Origin of the sequence: Flavobacterium jumunjinense, from assembly GCF_021650975.2 — a bacterium.
Lineage (GTDB): Bacteria > Bacteroidota > Bacteroidia > Flavobacteriales > Flavobacteriaceae > Flavobacterium > Flavobacterium jumunjinense.
The window spans coordinates 533,573-552,959 of record NZ_CP091285.1 but is presented as its reverse complement, the minus strand read 5'-3'; the positions used below and the strand labels follow the sequence as shown (position 1 = coordinate 552,959).

20 protein-coding genes and 1 tRNA gene are annotated in these 19,387 nt (G+C 29.0%); 12 read left to right on the top strand and 9 right to left on the bottom strand.

All coding sequences use genetic code 11. The features are described from left to right. Positions 1-29: 29 nt before the first annotated feature. The 12 genes from L2Z92_RS02760 to L2Z92_RS02710 all read left to right on the top strand — a co-directional run bounded on the left by L2Z92_RS02760 (position 30) and on the right by L2Z92_RS02710 (position 12,014). Positions 30-2,510, top strand: coding sequence for a DUF5686 and carboxypeptidase-like regulatory domain-containing protein (locus L2Z92_RS02760; RefSeq protein WP_236457321.1), 2,481 nt, complete (start codon positions 30-32; stop codon positions 2,508-2,510). Between the two features lie 3 nt (positions 2,511-2,513). After that, entirely contained in the window at positions 2,514-3,119 is a 606-nt protein-coding gene (locus L2Z92_RS02755) for a DNA-3-methyladenine glycosylase family protein (protein ID WP_236457320.1), read from the top strand. 73 nt (positions 3,120-3,192) lie between these two features. Next, positions 3,193-3,723 carry an inorganic diphosphatase gene (locus L2Z92_RS02750; protein ID WP_236457319.1) on the top strand — a complete coding sequence of 177 codons (531 nt, stop codon included), beginning with the start codon at positions 3,193-3,195 and terminating at the stop codon, positions 3,721-3,723. A gap of 110 nt (positions 3,724-3,833) precedes the next feature. After that, positions 3,834-6,350, top strand: coding sequence for a sodium-translocating pyrophosphatase (locus tag L2Z92_RS02745; RefSeq protein ID WP_236457318.1), 2,517 nt, complete (start codon positions 3,834-3,836; stop codon positions 6,348-6,350). A gap of 217 nt (positions 6,351-6,567) precedes the next feature. Then, positions 6,568-6,652, top strand: a tRNA-Ser gene (locus L2Z92_RS02740). A gap of 251 nt (positions 6,653-6,903) precedes the next feature. Further along, positions 6,904-8,148 carry a site-specific integrase gene (locus L2Z92_RS02735; RefSeq protein WP_236457317.1) on the top strand — a complete coding sequence of 415 codons (1,245 nt, stop codon included), beginning with the start codon at positions 6,904-6,906 and terminating at the stop codon, positions 8,146-8,148. A gap of 97 nt (positions 8,149-8,245) precedes the next feature. Further along, a complete protein-coding gene (locus tag L2Z92_RS02730; protein ID WP_236457316.1) occupies positions 8,246-9,079 on the top strand; it encodes an RteC domain-containing protein in 834 nt (277 codons plus the stop codon). A 297-nt stretch (positions 9,080-9,376) separates the two neighbouring features. Continuing rightward, positions 9,377-9,679: a helix-turn-helix domain-containing protein gene (locus L2Z92_RS02725; protein WP_236457315.1), complete on the top strand. Its 303-nt coding sequence runs from the start codon at positions 9,377-9,379 to the stop codon at positions 9,677-9,679. Positions 9,680-9,801: 122 nt separating this feature from the next. After that, positions 9,802-10,659, top strand: coding sequence for a transcriptional regulator (locus L2Z92_RS02720; RefSeq protein ID WP_236457314.1), 858 nt, complete (start codon positions 9,802-9,804; stop codon positions 10,657-10,659). Positions 10,660-10,681: 22 nt separating this feature from the next. Beyond that, positions 10,682-10,897, top strand: coding sequence for a hypothetical protein (locus L2Z92_RS21390; protein ID WP_319800395.1), 216 nt, complete (start codon positions 10,682-10,684; stop codon positions 10,895-10,897). Positions 10,898-10,907: 10 nt separating this feature from the next. Next, the gene (locus L2Z92_RS21385; protein WP_319800394.1) at positions 10,908-11,300 is read left to right on the top strand and encodes a hypothetical protein; all 393 of its coding nucleotides are present in this window, start codon (positions 10,908-10,910) and stop codon (positions 11,298-11,300) included. A gap of 57 nt (positions 11,301-11,357) precedes the next feature. Then, on the top strand, positions 11,358-12,014 hold the full coding sequence (locus L2Z92_RS02710; RefSeq protein WP_236457313.1) for a hypothetical protein: 657 nt from the start codon (positions 11,358-11,360) through the stop codon (positions 12,012-12,014). Positions 12,015-12,306: 292 nt separating this feature from the next. Here the strand turns inward: L2Z92_RS02710 and L2Z92_RS02705 are convergent, their stop codons facing one another. From L2Z92_RS02705 to L2Z92_RS02665, 9 genes are all read right to left on the bottom strand, one after another. Continuing rightward, complete coding sequence (locus tag L2Z92_RS02705) at positions 12,307-12,714, bottom strand: hypothetical protein (protein WP_236457312.1); 408 nt, start codon at positions 12,712-12,714, stop codon at positions 12,307-12,309. Positions 12,715-12,765: 51 nt separating this feature from the next. Continuing rightward, complete coding sequence (locus L2Z92_RS02700) at positions 12,766-13,590, bottom strand: hypothetical protein (RefSeq protein ID WP_236457311.1); 825 nt, start codon at positions 13,588-13,590, stop codon at positions 12,766-12,768. Next, positions 13,577-14,113 carry a hypothetical protein gene (locus L2Z92_RS02695; RefSeq protein ID WP_236457310.1) on the bottom strand — a complete coding sequence of 179 codons (537 nt, stop codon included), beginning with the start codon at positions 14,111-14,113 and terminating at the stop codon, positions 13,577-13,579. Before L2Z92_RS02695 ends, L2Z92_RS02700 begins: the two co-directional genes overlap by 14 nt. Before the next feature lie 239 nt (positions 14,114-14,352). Next, positions 14,353-14,988 carry a hypothetical protein gene (locus L2Z92_RS02690; RefSeq protein WP_236457309.1) on the bottom strand — a complete coding sequence of 212 codons (636 nt, stop codon included), beginning with the start codon at positions 14,986-14,988 and terminating at the stop codon, positions 14,353-14,355. Position 14,989: 1 nt separating this feature from the next. Then, positions 14,990-15,754, bottom strand: coding sequence for a hypothetical protein (locus L2Z92_RS02685; protein WP_236457308.1), 765 nt, complete (start codon positions 15,752-15,754; stop codon positions 14,990-14,992). 102 nt (positions 15,755-15,856) lie between these two features. Continuing rightward, the gene (locus L2Z92_RS02680) at positions 15,857-16,540 is read right to left on the bottom strand and encodes a hypothetical protein (protein ID WP_236457307.1); all 684 of its coding nucleotides are present in this window, start codon (positions 16,538-16,540) and stop codon (positions 15,857-15,859) included. 1 nt (position 16,541) lies between these two features. After that, positions 16,542-16,922, bottom strand: a complete 381-nt coding sequence (locus tag L2Z92_RS02675; RefSeq protein WP_236457306.1) for a hypothetical protein — start codon at positions 16,920-16,922, stop codon at positions 16,542-16,544. A 55-nt stretch (positions 16,923-16,977) separates the two neighbouring features. Then, on the bottom strand, positions 16,978-18,252 hold the full coding sequence (locus L2Z92_RS02670) for an RHS repeat domain-containing protein (protein WP_236457305.1): 1,275 nt from the start codon (positions 18,250-18,252) through the stop codon (positions 16,978-16,980). A gap of 2 nt (positions 18,253-18,254) precedes the next feature. Further along, positions 18,255-19,166: a hypothetical protein gene (locus tag L2Z92_RS02665; RefSeq protein WP_236457304.1), complete on the bottom strand. Its 912-nt coding sequence runs from the start codon at positions 19,164-19,166 to the stop codon at positions 18,255-18,257. Positions 19,167-19,387 lie beyond the last annotated feature (221 nt).

Sequence of the window (19,387 nt, the reverse complement as noted above, 5' to 3'; positions counted from 1 at the left end):
GTTTTTTTGCTTTATTGAATTATCAAGATATGGAAATTAAAAAAATTGTCATTTTGTTCTTCTTTTTCTCTTTTTTAGGGATATCGCAGACAAAAGTTGGTGGAAAAGTGGTAGACGAGTATAATGAGCCAATACCATTTGCGAATGTCATTTTTAAAAACTCTAAAGAAGGAGTGATTACAGATGAGAATGGAGATTTCTATTTTGAATCTACAGAAAGCTATACTCATGTAATAGTTTCGTTTATGGGGTTTGAAAAAAACGAATTTCTATTGAAACCAGGGTTAAATAAGAATCTTAAAATTGTTCTAAAGGAAGGAACTCAGTTGAAGGAGGTTGTTATTTATTCAGGTAAGACTTCGAAGAAAGACAATCCAGCTTTAGTGATATTACGAAAAATTTGGGAAAGAAAGAGAAAGAACGGTCTTAGGATGTTTGATCAATATCAATATGATAAATATGAAAAGGTTGAATTCGACATGAATACAATCGATAGTACCTTTATGAATAATAAAATATTCAAAGGCATGGAATTTGTTTTTAATAATATGGATACTTCTAAGATTACAGGAAAATCATTTTTACCTATTTTTATTAATGAAGGACTAAGTGAGGTGTATGGTGATAATGTTGCGAAAAGAGAAAAGGAAATTCTAAAAGCAACTAAGAATTCTGGTTTTGGAGATGGAGATGGAGTGAATACATTTATTAAGGATTTATATGCTGAATATGATATTTATGATAATTATCTAAAATTTTTCGATAAGAATTTTGTGAGTCCATTGTCTAGAACAGGTATCAATGTCTATAATTATGTTTTAAGTGATAGTATGTATATTGATAATAAGTGGTGTTATAATATTGTTTATTATCCGAGACGAAAGAATGAGTTAACCTTTAAAGGTGATTTTTGGGTTAATGATTCAACTTTTGCAATAAAGAAAATAAATCTTGAAGCAAGTAAAAGTGCAAATATTAACTGGGTTAAAGAAATCTATATTGAACAAGAATTTGATGTTTTGAATGATTCTGTTTTCTTGTTGAAAAGAGATTATATGATGTCGGATTTTAGTTTTTCTAAGAAAGAAGAGTCTAAAGGGGTTTATGGGAAAAGGACAAGTATCTTTAGAAATCATAAATTCAATATACCTAAAGAAGATAAGTTTTATAGAGAAGAAGTGAATTTCTATGATAATTCTGTTTTTAATAGACCTGATGATTTTTGGAATGAAAACAGATTTGAACGTCTGAATAATAATGAACTCGGGATCTATAAGATGTTGGACACTTTGCAAACGGTTCCTAAGTTTAAGAGAATATATAATTTGGCCAGTATACTTGGAAGTGGTTATATTCAGATCGGTAATTTTGATTACGGTCCAATTTTTTCAACTTTTGGATTTAATGATGTAGAAGGGCAAAGAATTAGAGTGGGAGGTAGAACTTATTATGGTCCAAATGATAAATGGAGGATTCAAGGATATACAGCTTATGGTTTTAAAGATGATAAGGTAAAATACGGAATTTCAGGTAGATGGATGGTGAATCCTAAAAATAGATTAATTCTGTCTCTTGGAAATAGAAGGGATGTTGAGCAAATTGGGGTTAGTTTAACTACTTCAAATGATGTGTTGGGTAGAAGTTTTGCTTCTTCTGCATTGTTTGCTGGTGGTGTAAATAATCAATTAACGAATATTAGTTTAACGAATATTGGAGCTGAGATAGAATTTGTTAAAAATTTCACCTTTCAAACCAATTTGTCGTATAGAACATTGAAATCAGCTTCAAACGATTTTAGTTTGGATTATTATGAAGATTTAACTCAAACTAAGGTGAAAAGTGAAGTGAAGCAATCTGAAATTAATTTCCAATTAGAATATACGCCAAATAGAAAGACAGTTGGTTACGGTGTAGAAAGAATGGAAGTTGACAACAATTATGCTAGATTGTTTCTAAGTTATAGTCAAGGACTGAAAGGAGTTTTAGATAGTGATTTTGATTATCAAAAACTACAATTCTACTATAGGCAACCAGTTTTGGTTGGTGGGTTTGGTAGATTGTTCACTACTTTTGAAACAGGAAAAATATTTGGTACAGTTCCTTTAGGTTTAATGGGTATTGTTCCAGGAAATCAATCCTATTTTATAATTGAAAACACATACAATCTTTTGGATTATTATGATTTTGTTGCAGATGAATATGCATCGCTACATTTTGAACATCATTTTAATGGAAGACTGTTTTCTAGGATTCCTTTGTTAAGAAAATTGAATCTTAGAGAGATTATAGGGGTTAAAGGGGTTTATGGTAGGGTTTCAGATAATAATATAATGATTAACGCTTCTGGGTTGAACTATATAGCTCCAGATGATCTATATTGGGAATATCACGCAGGTGTTGGTAATATATTTAAGGTGCTTAGAATTGATTTTGCTTGGAGAGGGAATTATTTAGACATGCCTAATGCTAGGAAGTTTGGAGTTAAGGCTTCATTTGGTTTTTATTTCTAAGAAATGGATAAAGCAATTGAATATTTAATAGCAATTGATCCTGTAATTGATCAATTGTATAATAAATATAAAAAACCATACATTTCAACTAGACCTGAAGGATTTGAAACTTTGTGTAAATTGATTCTGGAACAGCAAGTTTCTTTGGCGTCAGCAAAAGCATGTTATTTAAGATTGAAATTGTTTCTTGGAGAAATAACTCCAACAACAATTAGTAAAGCTTCTAGTGAAGACTTGAATGCGAATTCGGTTAGTAGACAAAAAGTAATCTATTTAAAAGCGCTTTCAAACGCAATTCTTGAAAAAGAAATCGATTTACAAACTTTATCGTTGAAATCTTCAGATGAAGTTAGAAAGGAATTAATAAAAATTAAAGGAATTGGTAATTGGACTATCGATGTCTATTTGATGTTTTCTTTACATAAAGAAAACGTTATTCCTTTAGGTGATATTGCGATAAAAAATACAATTAAAGAGTTATATAGCTGTAGTTCAGATGAGCAAATCCTTGAGGTTTCAAATAAATGGAAGCCATATAGAACAATGGCTTCGTTTTTTTTATGGCATTATTATTTAGAAAAAAGAAACAGGAAACCTTTGGTATATTAAAAAAATGTTTCTTCTACAAGAAATAGCGAATGTTTCATTATCTTTGCACTCCTTTATAAAAATATAATAAAAAATGACAGCAGATAAAGTTACTACATTTGATGTACTTATTGAGATTCCAAAAGGAAGTAGAAACAAATATGAATATGATTTTGATTTAAAAAAAATCCGTTACGATAGAATGTTGTTTTCATCTATGATGTATCCAGCAGATTACGGATTTATACCTGAAACACTTGCTCTTGATGGTGACCCATTAGATGTTTTAGTTTTGGTTACAGAACCAACTTTTCCTGGTTGTGTAATGGAAGTAAAACCTATTGGTGTTTTTCATATGGCAGACGATAAAGGTCCAGATGAAAAAGTGATTTGTGTACCAGTTTCAGATCCTATTTGGAATAAATTAAATGATTTAGGAGATATGAACTCTCATTTATTAAAAGAGATTGAGCATTTTTTCCAAGTATATAAAGATTTAGAAAATAAACAAGTTGATGTTGAAGGTTGGGGAGATATAAATGAAGCGAAAGAAATTTATATTAAATGTAAACAACGTTTTGATCAAATAGAAAATAGACCAGAAGGATTATTTAGTATTAAGTAATTTTCAGTATAATTCGTAAAAAAGGCAATATTCATTAGGAATATTGCCTTTTTTGTTTATTTTTGTTAATGATGATTACTAATTTTTAACAAAAAAACAACTGAAAATTTATGAATTCAATAATGATTTATTTGCCAATTGCAATGGCGCTGGTTGGGCTTCTTTTTATGTGGTATAAAAGAGCTTGGGTTTTAAAACAAGATGCAGGTGACGGAAAGATGAAAGAAATTTCAGATTACATTTATGAAGGAGCATTAGCGTTCTTAAAAGCAGAATACAGATTGTTAACATTTTTCGTAATAGGAGCAAGTATCGTGCTTGCAGGGATTTCATTTTTAGTGCCTACTACACACATATTAATTGTAGTTGCATTTGTTTTTGGTGCTATTTTTTCTGCATTAGCGGGAAATATGGGGATGAAAATTGCGACTAAGACAAACGTAAGAACTACACAAGCAGCTCGTACGAGTTTGCCACAAGCATTAAAAGTTTCTTTTGGTGGTGGTACAGTTATGGGACTTGGGGTTGCTGGTTTAGCAGTTTTGGGTTTAACAGGTTTCTTTATTTTCTTTTTCCATTATTTTATGGGTGGTGATTGGGCAAATGGAGGAACTGATAAAATGACCATTGTTTTGGAAACATTAGCAGGTTTTTCTCTTGGAGCTGAATCAATTGCTTTGTTTGCACGTGTAGGTGGAGGTATTTATACTAAAGCGGCTGATGTTGGTGCAGATTTAGTTGGTAAAGTTGAAGCAGGTATTCCAGAAGATGACCCTCGTAATCCAGCTACAATTGCTGATAATGTAGGGGATAATGTTGGAGATGTTGCAGGTATGGGCGCTGATTTATTTGGTTCTTATGTGGCAACAGTTTTAGCAGCTATGGTTCTTGGTAACTACGTGATAAAAGATATGGATGGAAAGATTGATGACGTTTTTGGCGGAATTGGTCCTATTTTGTTGCCTATGGCTATTGCTGGTTTTGGAATTATATTCTCTATTATCGGTACATTGCTAGTGAAGATTAAAGATAATGAAGCAAAAGAAAAACTAGTTCAAGGTGCTTTAAATATTGGAAACTGGGTTTCTATTGTTTTAACACTTGTTTCATGTTATTTCTTAGTGCAATATATGTTACCAGAAACAATGAAAATGAGTTTCTTTGGAGAGGGGATTAAAGACATATCTTCAATGAGAGTGTTTTATGCTACTATTGTTGGGTTAGTTGTTGGAGGAGTTATTTCTTCAATTACAGAATACTATACAGGATTAGGTACAAAACCAGTATTGGCAATTGTACAAAAATCATCAACAGGAGCGGGTACAAACGTAATTGCAGGTTTAGCAACTGGAATGATTTCTACATTTCCAACTGTATTAATATTTGCCGCAGCAATATGGGCTTCATATGCTTTAGCTGGTTTTTATGGTGTGGCTTTAGCTGCTTCAGCAATGATGGCAACAACGGCTATGCAATTAGCGATTGATGCATTCGGACCAATTGCAGATAATGCAGGTGGAATAGCTGAAATGAGTGAACAAGATCCAATTGTTAGAGAACGTACAGATATTTTAGATTCAGTTGGAAATACAACAGCTGCAACAGGTAAAGGTTTTGCAATTGCTTCGGCTGCATTAACTTCTTTAGCGTTGTTTGCTGCCTATGTTACTTTTACAGGAATTGATGGGATTAATATCTTTAAAGCGCCCGTTTTAGCGATGTTATTTGTCGGAGGAATGGTACCTGTAGTCTTTTCTGCGTTAGCAATGAATTCTGTTGGTAAAGCAGCAATGGATATGGTATATGAAGTGCGTCGTCAATTCAAAGAAATTCCAGGGATCATGGAAGGTACTGGGAAGCCAGATTATGCTAAATGTGTTGATATTTCAACTAAAGCAGCCTTAAGAGAAATGATGTTGCCAGGTATGTTAACAATTGGTTTTCCTTTGCTAATTGCTTTTGTTCCATTGTTATTTGGAATGGAGAAATTAGCAATTGCAGAAATGCTAGGTGGTTATATGGCGGGTGTTACTGTTAGTGGTGTGCTTTGGGCAATTTTCCAGAATAATGCTGGTGGAGCTTGGGATAATGCGAAAAAATCTTTTGAAGCTGGTGTTGAAATTAATGGAGAGATGACTTTTAAAGGTTCAGATGCACATAAAGCTGCCGTTACTGGAGATACTGTCGGAGATCCTTTTAAAGATACTTCTGGGCCTTCAATGAATATATTAATTAAACTTACATGTTTAATAGGTTTAGTTGTGGCTCCAATATTAGGTGGTCATTCTGCGGCAACAACATCGGGTTCTTGTTGTCATAAGCATGGAGAATTGGTTGAATGTCATTCGAAAAGTATTTCTGAGTGTGAAAAGAAAGGATGTGTAAATCCAAATTGTGCAATACTACAAGGAGGAGAAGTAGCACATGTGCATGGACCAAATTGTAACCATACTATAGAAAAGAAAATTATTGATATAAAAATTGATAAGCAGAAAGGTGATGATGGTTTGGTTAAAGCTCTAGTTGTTGTTAAATCAAATATCGATGGTAAAGAAGTTGTTGAAGAAAAAGTATTTGAAGGTAGCGAATTAGAAGTAGATGCAAAAATTGCAGCATTAAAAGAATAATGATTTATTAAAAAATAACATAAAATAACGATCTTGTTGTGGATTTCTACAATGGGTCGTTATTTTTTTTAATATATTTCAAACTCTAATGTTCTCATTATTAAATATTTGTTTTTTTAATGTAAAAATATTTTAAAATTTATTCGAATTTCTTTTTGAAACTAAAAAAAAGCGTCTATATTTGCACTCGCAATACGGAAGTAAAGCGATTATTACTGGAGAAATGGCAGAGTGGTCGAATGCGGCAGTCTTGAAAACTGTTGACTGTAACAGGTCCGGGGGTTCGAATCCCTCTTTCTCCGCAGAGCTCGGCTCAAAATCAACTAAAACCCTTTAAATCATATGATTTAAAGGGTTTTTTCTTTTTATACCTTTTCATTTCGTATATATTTTTTCATAATAAAGGGGTACAATTAGGGGTACTATATAATAAATATAAAAAGTGCCCCTCTTGTTTGAATACTCTAATATTTTCAGGCAGTTTAGTAAATGAACAACTTGACTTTTGATTGATTTTTTAAGAACTTATTTATCAATTTAAAGGTCACCAACAATGAATGCAACAATTAATGTTATTTTCTATCTCAAGAGAGTAAAAACCAATGCGAAAGGCTTAACACCTATTTTTCTTAGAATTACAATAGATGGTAAAAGATTAGATAAAAGTATTGGTAAATTTATAGATGCTAGTAGATGGAATTCAGAAAGTAGTAAAATGAAAGGCACTAATGAAGAAAGCCGTTTGTTAAATAATCATCTTGAATTATTAAGAATAAATGTTTTTGAAATTGAAAAATCAATGTTGAAAAGAGACATGTCTTTGACATTTGAAAATTTCAAAAATGAGTATTTAGGTATTAAAGAAAAAGAACGAATGTTGATTCCTATTTTTAAAGAGCATAATCGTAAGATAAAAGAGTTAGTTGGTATTGAGTATGCTTCTGGAACTTTAGAACGATATGAGACGTCATTAAAGCATACTAAAGATTTTCTTTTATGGAAGTATAATATTACAGATGTTAATATTGAAAAGATAGATCATTCATTTGTGACAGAGTATGAGTTTTATTTAAGAAGTGAACGTAAATGCGCAAATAATACTGCGGTTAAATACATTAAAAACTTTCATAAAATCATCAACATATGCTTAGCTAATGGATGGTTAAACAAAGATCCTTTTGCTAACTACAAAGCAAAAGTAAAAGAAGTCGTTAGAGAGTTTTTGACAGAAGAGGAAATAGAAATAATATGCAATAAAGAATTTGTGTCAGAAAGATTAAAACTAGTAAGAGACATTTTTATATTTAGCTGTTTTACAGGATTGGCTTATATTGATGTAAAACAATTAACTAATGATAATATTAGTATTGGTATAGATGGAGATAAATGGATTTTTAAAAACCGACAAAAAACAGAAACTATCTCAAAAATTCCATTATTACCAACCGCTCAACAGATTATCGAAAAATACAAAAATCATCCAGCTTCTGTTAATGAAAAAAGAGTGTTGCCAATCCTTTCTAATCAAAAAATGAATGCCTATCTTAAAGAAATTGCAGATGTTTGTGGTATAAGTAAAGAACTAACTTTCCATATTGCCAGACATACATTTGCTACTTCGGTAACACTTTCAAATGGAGTTCCTTTGGAAACAGTAAGTAAGATGCTTGGACATACAAATTTGAAAACAACGCAGCATTATGCAAAGATTCTAGATAAAAAAATAAGTGAGGATATGATGGTGTTAAAATCAAAATTTGCTATCAAAAACAATGAAAATAAAGTTTCAAGCTTGTAAATGAATTTTTTAGCTTTTTTTTATAGTGAGTTTAACAATAAAATTAAGAGGTTTTAGTTTAATTTGGGATAGCATTATATTCCCAATCCCAATTATTATGAATACCTTTTGTAATATATTTATTAATGAATTTGAATTTGAGTATCAAAAAATTAAAATAACTTACACAAACATAATCAAAAAGTGTTATGCTGTTATAGAATTTATAGAGAAAAAATTAGAAGATTTATTTTTAAGAATTAGAAAACATAAGTTTGATGAAATAAGTGATGAAATTTATTTTTTTAAAGTTATAAAACCAACTATTGTTGCTAAACTCATCTATTATAAAACAATACTAAATATAGAGATAGACTTACCTAACTCTAAAAAAAACAAAATTAGAGCTTATGAAAAAGCTATAAATAATATCTATAGATATTCAAAAGAGAATAAAACATTTTACACATACTATAGATCTAGAGCAACTTATAATGATGCGCTTTATTTTGTAAGATCAAAAAAGAAAGTAATATTTAAACAAGATTGCAATTGTATTAATTTAGATTCTAAATTATCTACATCTCATGACTACATTATGGCGAAAATGATTGCAAACGATATGCTTACTGAATATTTAGAAAACAGAATTGAAGAATTAGAAAAAAACTACTCCACAATTCTTCCTAATAATACCGTTTTAAACTGGTCTGGTTCAAAAGTAGACTTAGTAGAATTGGTGTATTCATTACATCACTCAAAAGCATTTAATAATGGTAATTCAGATATCAAAGAAATAGCTGCATACTTCAGTAAAATGTTTAATATAGAAATTGAAGATTCAATTTATAGAAGTTATCTCGATATTAAATCAAGGAAAATTGACAGAACCAAATTTCTCAAACAGCTATCAGACACACTGAACCATAAAATAAATGAAGAAGAAAAGTAATTCCCAGCCCTTACCCAAGTTGGGAATTTTTCATTTATAGCCAATTTTAGCCTCATTTTTCAGCTTATTTATAATTGCTTTACAATCAATCGCTATGTAAAGCTTTATTTTTCCTCACTTCCTTACAACTTGCATAAAAATCGTTCCCAACTTGGGTACTACTTGGGAATAAAAATGCACCAAATGAAGTTGATTTGTATCATAATAAAACAAATCAAAAGAGTATAAAAATCAAACCAATACTATTTACTGCTCCTTTTGATTATTTACTAAATACTAATCATTAATTACTGAAAAATGAATTTACATCCTAAAAAACTTTTCCCAGAAATCGACAACATCGAATTATTAAACCATCAAGTGGTAACCAAAAAGGACCTATTAAATTTTGGTAATGCACTCCTAAGCGAAATCAGAAACAACACAAACCAAGCAGAAAAACCTGCACAGTGGCTAAAGTCTGTGGAGGTAAGAAAACTGCTGAAAATTTCCCCAGGTACTTTACAAAATCTTCGAGTAAACGGCACACTAAATTATAAACGTATTGGAGGTATTATCTACTACAAATACAATGACATAGAAAAGATGCTAAATCAATAAAAGTAAAGAAAATAACACTATTGAACTGTCACTTCGAGTGATTTTTAAAAGTAAAAATGCCAATTTTTACTTTTAAAAATAGTATCGAGAAGCTCAAATAAGAATAACAAATCACTCACAAAATGAACTACATCAAACACCTAACAGGATTTTTTGAAAAAGTAAGTACCGATTACGACCTCAACCCAACACACATAAGTCTATACATGGCTATTTTTCAATTATGGAATCAAAACCGTTTCCAAAATCCAATTTCTATTTCAAGAGATGAATTAATGAGAATAAGTAAAATTGCATCAACAGCAACATATCATAAATGCATTAAAGAATTACAGGAAAGAGAATACATTGAATATAACCCATCTTTCAACCCATTTAAAGGTTCAACATTGAATGTTTTAAATCTTGATTTTTATACAAAACCAATTGCAAAAAAAGATATTAAAAAAATCAAAAATAAAGCAAAAACCCAGTTAGAATTCAATCTAGTTAACGAACAAGTTGATAAACAGGTTAATGAACAAGCAGTAAACAAGTATCAAACAAGTGCTAAACATGTACCTTATATAAACAATACAAACAGTATAAACATTGCAAACGAGCAAATTCAAAAAAATAAAAGAAAAGAAATCAAAAATAAAGAAGATACAGAACAAAAAGAAATTCAAAAAAAGCGATACGAAAAAAAGAACAAAATAGAGCAATCAATTCCTCCAGATAAAAATGAGGTGATTGCTTATTTCAAAGAAAAAAATACTCCAACCATTGAAGCAGAAAAATTTTACAATCATTTTGAAAGTAATGGCTGGCTAGTCGGTGGTAAAACAAAAATGAAAGATTGGAAAGCAGCCATACGCAATTGGATTTTAAATAGTCAAAACTTTAGTAAACAAGCAACACAAAGCTTCTCAGGAACAAACAAACCTCAACCGCAACATTTACAAACTTCAATACATAAAAATTATGGAGAGCCACTTTAAAATTGAAAACACATTCGCAGTTATGAAAAACTGTAAAATTTATGATTTACAGCAATGTTATAATTTTTTAGAATACCATGGAAAACAAACCTATGGTCAAACCTTCAAAATACAAGAAGAAGACAAGCCAATTATCTTTAAACTATTAATCTACGCTATTAGAGACAAATCGAATGCTTTACAGCTAGGATTAGATATCAATAAGTATTTTGCTTTCAGGACCTATTGGGTGCGGTAAAACGTCAATTATGCATTTATTAAAACCCTTCATGTATCAAAAATACGAATACAAAATTAAAACCTGTAGAGAAATATCCTATGAGTTTGCAAAAAATGGCTATGAAGCGTTACAGCCATACACAATGAAAACGATGAATCAAGCTAGATTATCAGGCTTCTGTTTCGACGATTTAGGAACCGAACAACAAATAAAACACTTCGGCAACGATTGCAATGTAATGGCAGAAATTCTAATAAGTCGTTACGAAAACTTCATAGAAAACAATTCAATTACACACATTACTACAAATCTTTCCGCTTCAGAGATTGAAAAGCACTATGGCAATCGCTTGCGTTCTAGAATGAGAAACATGTTCAATCTAATTAGTTTTCAAAGTGAAAGTTTAGATAAAAGGAAGTAAATTAGGATAAAAAAACAAAACAAAGTCGTAAGATTTTAAATCATAACTATTAAAATCATGAACAAAATACTAAACGCAAAACAACTAAAAACCATCCAAAATTTCTGGAATTGGATAAAAGATAACGAAGCAAACATCTATAATGCAATGGTCTTAGGTATAAAGATAGAAGAAGTTATACAACACCTAGAAAGAAACCTCAACTACGTTTCCAAAAGAATTGGCTACATAATTGTGAATGAAAAAGCGGGATTGAAATTATACCTAACAGCCTTTGGATATAAAAAGCTATTTACAAAATTAATAGCATTAGAAGAAACGGTGCCTTTGCTTAATCAATTAAAACCTATAGTATTTATAAAACCAATAACAGACAAAGAACCATACAAAAATAAGCAAGACGACTATTATATTTTTTCAGAAATTAAAGTAAAAATAAGCGACCTTTATATACAATTAGAAGATTTCAATACTACTTCAAAAAAAATAAACATCACTGTTTTTCATCCTTGCAAGGAAAGAAAAGGGATTCACAAGGAAATAGAAACAATGATAGTTTTTGCAATTGGTGAAGTGGCATTTAAAAAACATCTGAAAAATATTGAAATCAAACCAATACCAAAAAATCCAAAGAATTTAGTAAAGCTCATAGAACTAGATGAAAACATAGCCTATTTATATTCTTGTATAGTTTATAAAAAAATAAGTATATAATTTCTATGATGAGCAATATTTTATTTTTTTTATCTAAAATACGAGTAACAATTCAATTGCACACATTACTGCAAATATTTTCGTTGAATTATAAATTGAAAAGTACTGTGGCAATTGCTTGCGTTCTAGAATCCGAAACATATTTAATTTAATAAGTCTTGAAAGTGGAAGTTTAGTTAAGAGTAAAAATACGTAAAGTATAGCATTAGTAAATAAATTAAAAGAGGCTATTGATTACAAGACAACCTCTTTTAAGCTTACTATGTTCACGTAGATAAAAAGAATGTTCATTTTACCTACACTTTGTAAAAGTAAATGTTTCTCCAGTATCATCATAAACAAGTTCTACTTTTAAAGATTTAGACGAATCGATTAACTTATAAAAATCTTCTTCTTTAAAGTTTTCTTTCATGAAATTTGTTGTTTTAATAACAAAACGACATGAATCCTTTTCATTATATATAAATACATCATGAGTTACAAATATTTTTTTATCATTGATATAAAAGTTTATATGGCAAAAAATATCATCCGAAATTTTATCTCTGTACTCTTTCGTCAGTTTTGATTTAAATGATATTTTATCCGGAGTAGGAGCATCATAAGTTCTTTTGAAAAAAAAACTATCAACACAGTTTTCTTCTGTTTTACAAGACAAATTTTGTAAACTAATGATTAAAATTAATAGTATTTTTTTCAATTCTAAATTAAATTATTTTTTACGTTTTTCGATGATAATTTCTAATTATCATCAATTATTTTTATGTAATGAAGTGTCAGGTATATCTATTTCCTTTTGCCGATAATATAAAAACCAAAAAAAAATATCAGGATTACCTTTAGTTATTTCAATCTGATATCTGTTGAAAACTTCACAATAACTCCCAAAAGGGTTTTTTAGCATTAAATATAAATCTGAAAAATTTATATATTTAATGTTATATAATTCACTACATCTAGCATTTTTTTTTACGATAACAATTTCTTCATAAATTTTATCCTGATAATAAAAAAATTTCGAGGAATTGCTAAGTTCAAAGTTTTCAATATATAAGGTAGATAATGGGTTAAGCTTACCATCTAAAAGTAATATTCTTTTTAAATCAGCGATTTCAATTCTAAGATCTATGTCATCTGCGTAATACTTTATCGTATTGTATTCAAAATTAAAATAAAATGATTTTTCATTTACGATATCATTTACTATAACATCATATCTTATAAAATTAGAAACAATTAATTTAAAATTTTCATAATCTAAGATGTTCAAATTAATTATTTTCTTATTGTGAGTAAAAGATACTTTCTTTAGAATCTTATCCACAAAATATAATTTAAATCCATTCCTATTCTCAAAACTTGTTTTGTTAGAATATTTAAAGTTTGTGAAATTAAAATCTTTAACACAAATACTGTCCGTATAGATTTCATCTTTTTTGCCAAATATTTTTTTTTGATTATCAACAATATATTCGACTATAGTTTTTACACTTGGATTTTCTTGATAATTCTTTGAGTAAATTAAATTGAAAGAAAGCAAAAAGAATATATATAAACTATTTTTAATATTTGTCATTTATATTATGGTCTATTTTCTGTTTCCTAATTAAAAACCATAAAAACGATTTATTATGATCTTCAAGCTCAATAGTAAATTCTTTAAAATAGGAACAAATGCCAGGGAAGTCATAATTTAATTTTAAAAATAAAGAATTAATATTCTTTTCATAAACATTAAAGCAGTTCTTTTTCTTAGTATTACCATCAGCGATTATAATTTTTTCATAAGTTTTATCTTTTGAATACTTAAAAACAGAACTTGATAAAACTAAACCACTACTTAATTCGAGTGAGCGTAATGGATTAAAATTAGAATCCATAAGATAAACTTCATTAACACCATTTACTTTCACAGTTTCATTATCACCTAACTGTAAATCAGGATGAAAAAATAAAACTTTCTCATCTTTTATCAAGCAAAAATCGCCTGATAAAAAAATCCATAACTTATAATCCTTATAATCAAATATAGAAATTTTATAATTATAATTTCCTCTTTTAAATTTTATAAGTTTTATCTCATCATTTAGATAATGCAATTTAAATATTGTAACCAGTTTAATTTTTTATATGTAAAATCTAAAAAATTAAACTGGTTACAATAAACAATAGTATCACTAATTTTCTCATAACTTTCAAAATCAGATAATTGTTTTTGATTCGTTTCTATATAATTAAGCAATTCTTTTAATTCACTTTGCGAATACAACAAAGTAGAAATAAAAAAAATAATTATTGTGTTTAATACTCTCATTCTATAAATTCTACTGGGTTTTGATTATTGTTTTTCTCGTTCATACCAAATTATTAAATTACCGTAATAATCATTATTTAAAATAATTGGGTAATTGATTTGTGTTAAATTCTTCATAACCATTATTTTAATATCTTTATGATTGAATTCTAATTTTTCATATGAAAGCAAAGTGTTTGCAGAACTTAAATACTTATTACTTCTAATTTCGCAATAATAATAATTAAAATCTAAGTATTTTGGCTTTAAAAAAACTGAACAACTAATAATTTTAGATTCTTTTATGTCAATAATTGGCTTTATCGTTTTTATAATTCTTTTATAATCCTCTAAAAACTCAAGCAAATCCGAATTACTCTTTTCAATTAAAAGATCTGAGAAGTAGGTCGCAAAACTATATCTTTTGTAATATTTCAAATTATTTAAATATTTATCTACAACTGACTTATATTTAGTTGATTTTGATGATTTTTTTAAAAAAACCGCTATCTCACCATCATTAAATGATTTAACAATGCTATTTAATTCACTTAAGTCTATATATAAACTATCATTGTTAGCAGTATTTAGATTAGATATAACATCTAAATTATTATTACTATTCGTTTGTGAAAATAATAAGCAAGTGCTAAAAATAAGAAGAAAACTAAGTTTATTCATTCTAGTTATTAGGTTTAAATTTAGTTAAATTTACTTTTTGATTTTTTTTATCTTTTTCTCTAATCATAGTACCATCATATATATTTTTTCCTTTTGGAGTTGTTTTAAATCTTGAGAAGTTATTAAATTCATATACAAGATTACTATTAAGATGATTTGCAAAATCTTGAGCAATCCCAATATAATCATATCCTGCTAAACATCCCCATAACGTGATTTTTGCATTTTTCTCAAAATTCGAAGCGTTTATTTTTAAAACTTCATTATCGTTATCTGGATTATATTTACTTGTATCACCATTATTTAATAGTCTATAGTCTTTAGCTCCTTCGGTGGAATCCCAATTTTCGCTATTTGAGTCTCCTCCAAAATTAATTGCATTATAAGACATATGCGCATAAACATCCATTTGTACAATTTTTCCACTATCATATTCTGTATTTGTAGCTGTTAAAAAATCATTTTCTGTTAGTGCCTGAACTAACACAATAGAACTTTCAGGAACACCACTTTTAATCAATTTTTCTTTTTGAGCTTCTGCATTAATTTTAAATCCATCAGCCACATTGTGCGTTTTGAAAACTGGGTTGTCCGACCCCGCTCCATAGACAATCAAATATGTACCTTGTCGAGGATCAGTTTCACCACCTTCAGGAGCCATACCCGTAGGATCCGTTAAATTAATAGGATTCTGCATGGTATAATTATACGGGTTCCAATTAGGGGATTTTTCCGCCAGTGGGTCAATATATAGTGTGTCTTTCAATGGTCATCAACCTGCAATCCATCTGGTAAAGTAGTGCTTTTTATAAAATTATTTGCAAAAGAAGTTTAGATAACAACACTTCCTTTTGTAACACAAATAAGTTTAATAAAATTTTGACAATTTAGATTTATAACCATCTGGTTTTTTTTTGTATTTCCATTTGTCAAAAATTATCGCATTTTTTTTTACTTTTAACATATAATTATTAAAGGTTCTAAATGCAAATATATTCTGAGGAAAATCTATAGAAATAATATAATTTTCATCATTCTTAATAGTGAAATTATCCGAATCAAAATTCTCATTCTTAATAATCATACTTTTTTCTAGATTTTCTTTAAATGGATATAACTTGAAGTAATAATCACCTCCAGAAATAGTTAAAGACGGGCTATTTAAATTGACTTCAATTAATTCATCACTATTTTTTTTCGCTAAAAATATTTTATAATTTTCTTTGAATCCTCTAAAATCAATTATAACATTTTCACTTAAATTCCTATCAATAGTTTTGGTTATAGTAATTTTAATAGGATTCGTATGAAACTCGGAGTTTAATTGAATAGAACCCTCAACTATTTTCCACGTTCCTTTACTCCATTCATTACAAAAAACAATATTTACATCTGATCTGTAAATTGAATAATCATAATAAGTAAAATTGCCATCGTTATCAAAACAAAAATCAGAATCATTATTAACATAGCAACCTATCATATTTACTTTTTGTGCATTTGATGAAGCACAAGAAAGCAATACTAAAAACATCAAAATACTTTTTTTCATTTTAGTTCTTTTTAGAATAATTCTTTTTTAATTTATCATTAAACCAATCTTCATTTATTCCTTGGATACCTCCTGTAACTGGAGCGGGTAGACTTCCTCCTAATGCGTACGTCAATTTATAAGCAACTACTTCACTGTATACATTATAAAAACTGATATTAGTGTTAGCAGAAAAAGGTGTGTGATGAAATTTATTGAATACTGCATCATATAAATGACTCAGTTCATGTATTAGAGTGCCTACAGAACCGTTTGTATTGACAGTTATATCATTACTAGTAGTTCCCCACATTATATTTCCTGCCTCTTGAATATTATCTCCCATATCTCTTCCAATATCAGATCCTATTTTAAAATTATAATTATGTTTTGATGGATCCATTAGAATGTTAATTTTACTGATAGTATTTTTTAGCTGTATTATATGGTAATTTTGTTCAGTTATTTTTATTGTTTTTCCTTTCTATTCTTTTTTCTCTACTTTCTTTGAACTTTTCATCTTGTTTACTTTTTAACTTATTAATTTTAGAATTTAATCTATCAATTTTATCGTTTTTTTTGTCAATAATACCACCTATATACTCCTTTGCTTGATTAATTTTTTTTGTATCCTTCTCATTAAATGGTTGCTTGTTTTCAGTTCCTTCTTCAGGAGCCATTCCCGTCGGATCCGTTAAATTAATAGGGTTCTGCATGGTATAATTATACGGATTCCAATTAGGGAATTTTTCCGCCAGTGGGTCAACACTCAACCAAATACTGGTTTTAGGGTCATAATAACGAGCTCCATAATAATACAAGCCTATTTCTATATCTTGCTCTTTTCCGTTAAACTTGTATGGGTTTATAAAGTTTTCACTATAACTATGTTGCTCATACATGGTCTCTCCAAAAGGTAAATTTATGAAAAATTGATAAGGATTCCCACTTCCATCTGTTAAAAAAGTACTGCTACCTAAATGGTCTGGGTGGAAAAAGTAAATGCCTACTTGACTTGGTCTCTTTTCCTTCTCGATACCATCATTATCCACTACAGGTTCGTTTTCTGTTTTATATTCTTTAAACAAAACTTTACCTCGTTTGGCTTTGTCTAAAATAGCCTGTAGATCGGTAATTTGTGTTTGCTTAATAGTTTCGTATGATACATTAGGCTCTTTAGCCTCTTTTTCTAAAGCTGTAGAGGGTTTCCTTTTTGCTGCAAAAATGCTTATATCTTGCTCTCCTAGTTTACTTACAATGCGTTGTGATCCTGCATAATAATGTTTGCTATACTGTTGGTTGGCATCTATTACTATAAAAGCACTTGGGTAGGTAGTATAGCTGCTAAAAGTTATAGTACTACTGTTTACGAGTTGTCCGTTTTCATATACTTGCTCTACATGTGAACTAGCTTTTAATGTGTGTTCTCCTGCTGCATCATAGATATAATGTTGCATTTGATTGTTTTCATCTATTACACGTAATCTATTACTTTCATCCCAAAACAATCTTCTAGTATCGCCATCTGAATTGCTTTTATTAACTAGGTTTCCATTAAAATCATATTCAAAATTTTCTGTAAAATTAGTGCCTAAATCTACAATTTCTTTTACTTTATGTGTACCCGAATAATAATCGTACTTATTAGAATATGTATTGGTTGGGTTGTTTACATTATCTTGTGTGTGTAATTGTGTTTTTGTAACAATTCCATGAGTATTATTATAACTCATACTTAATTGGTATTGTTTGCTTCTTTTGGAGCAACAATTGTATTCATTCTACCAAATGAATCATATGAATATTTCATCACATTACTAGCTAAATCAGTTGTGCTTAATACAACATCAAAATTAAAATTATAAACTGTTTTTGATTCATAACCAAAAGCATCGTTAATGCCCACCATATACTTATTTAAAGTTGAACCATAGCTATATTCATAAAACATAGATTGCCCGCTAGCATTTGGTGGGTAAATAATTTTTTTAAGATTACCATAAGAATCATAGGGAATATTAGTTTTACTAAAATCCGAACCATTAATCCATGCTTTAATCTTAGTAATATTTCCAGTGTTAGAATTTAAAACTTCCGTTGTTCGATGTCTTTTTAAAGTCGAGCCCTCAAATGCTTTGAGTGCTTTTGGTACATTCAAAATATTATTATATAATACATGGTATCCAATTTCAGTATAATAATTGTCTTGCCCATTTTGTAAATCACCAAGATCATCATACTTAATTACCCGCCCATATATATCATAACTAAACTGAATCTCGTTTTCAATAAAATCTGTACTAAGCTCTTTAACAATAGTATTAGTTTTCTTTAACAATACAATGGCCTGCTTTCTACTTTCACTCTCTCCAATATCAAAAGGCAAAGGCAAAGCGACTAAATTACCAGAACTTGATAAAATACGATTATTTCCATTGCTTCTATCAAGTTCATAAACTTTATATTCATTGCGTATTCTTGAATACAAATTTGCATCAGGAGAGTTTGGATCTAAAGCATCCTTGTAAATAGAGGTTTCAAATTCTAAACTATTTAAGTAGTAGCTCGTATTATTAAATTTCTTAACTGTAGTTCTGTAATCATTACCTGTAGTACCGTTACTATTTCTCCGCAGAGTACGACTCAAAATAAACTAAACCCCTTTAATCATATGATTTAAAGGGGTTTTTCTTTTTATATCTTTTCATTTTGTGTATTTTGGATTAAGGGCAAGAGTTGGGGATTAGGTAAAAAAGATTAGATAATCTAAATTAGAAAAATACATTTTTTTTCACACCTCGTAAATTGCGATCTGAAAACTTTTATTTTAGCACTGAACGGATAGTAATAGTGAAGCAATCGTATTTT

Bases quoted from the DNA above. Each gene is read 5' to 3' on its own strand.
- L2Z92_RS02760 (WP_236457321.1), top strand. From the start codon at position 30: ATGGAAATTAAAAAAATTGTCATTTTGTTCTTCTTTTTCTCTTTTTTA.
- L2Z92_RS02755 (WP_236457320.1), top strand. From the start codon at position 2,514: ATGGATAAAGCAATTGAATATTTAATAGCAATTGATCCTGTAATTGAT.
- L2Z92_RS02750 (WP_236457319.1), top strand. From the start codon at position 3,193: ATGACAGCAGATAAAGTTACTACATTTGATGTACTTATTGAGATTCCA.
- L2Z92_RS02745 (WP_236457318.1), top strand. From the start codon at position 3,834: ATGAATTCAATAATGATTTATTTGCCAATTGCAATGGCGCTGGTTGGG.
- L2Z92_RS02735 (WP_236457317.1), top strand. From the start codon at position 6,904: ATGAATGCAACAATTAATGTTATTTTCTATCTCAAGAGAGTAAAAACC.
- L2Z92_RS02730 (WP_236457316.1), top strand. From the start codon at position 8,246: ATGAATACCTTTTGTAATATATTTATTAATGAATTTGAATTTGAGTAT.
- L2Z92_RS02725 (WP_236457315.1), top strand. From the start codon at position 9,377: ATGAATTTACATCCTAAAAAACTTTTCCCAGAAATCGACAACATCGAA.
- L2Z92_RS02720 (WP_236457314.1), top strand. From the start codon at position 9,802: ATGAACTACATCAAACACCTAACAGGATTTTTTGAAAAAGTAAGTACC.
- L2Z92_RS21390 (WP_319800395.1), top strand. From the start codon at position 10,682: ATGAAAAACTGTAAAATTTATGATTTACAGCAATGTTATAATTTTTTA.
- L2Z92_RS21385 (WP_319800394.1), top strand. From the start codon at position 10,908: ATGCATTTATTAAAACCCTTCATGTATCAAAAATACGAATACAAAATT.
- L2Z92_RS02710 (WP_236457313.1), top strand. From the start codon at position 11,358: ATGAACAAAATACTAAACGCAAAACAACTAAAAACCATCCAAAATTTC.
- L2Z92_RS02700 (WP_236457311.1), bottom strand. From the start codon at position 13,590: ATGACAAATATTAAAAATAGTTTATATATATTCTTTTTGCTTTCTTTC.
- L2Z92_RS02690 (WP_236457309.1), bottom strand. From the start codon at position 14,988: ATGAATAAACTTAGTTTTCTTCTTATTTTTAGCACTTGCTTATTATTT.
- L2Z92_RS02680 (WP_236457307.1), bottom strand. From the start codon at position 16,540: ATGAAAAAAAGTATTTTGATGTTTTTAGTATTGCTTTCTTGTGCTTCA.
- L2Z92_RS02675 (WP_236457306.1), bottom strand. From the start codon at position 16,922: ATGGATCCATCAAAACATAATTATAATTTTAAAATAGGATCTGATATT.
- L2Z92_RS02670 (WP_236457305.1), bottom strand. From the start codon at position 18,252: ATGAGTTATAATAATACTCATGGAATTGTTACAAAAACACAATTACAC.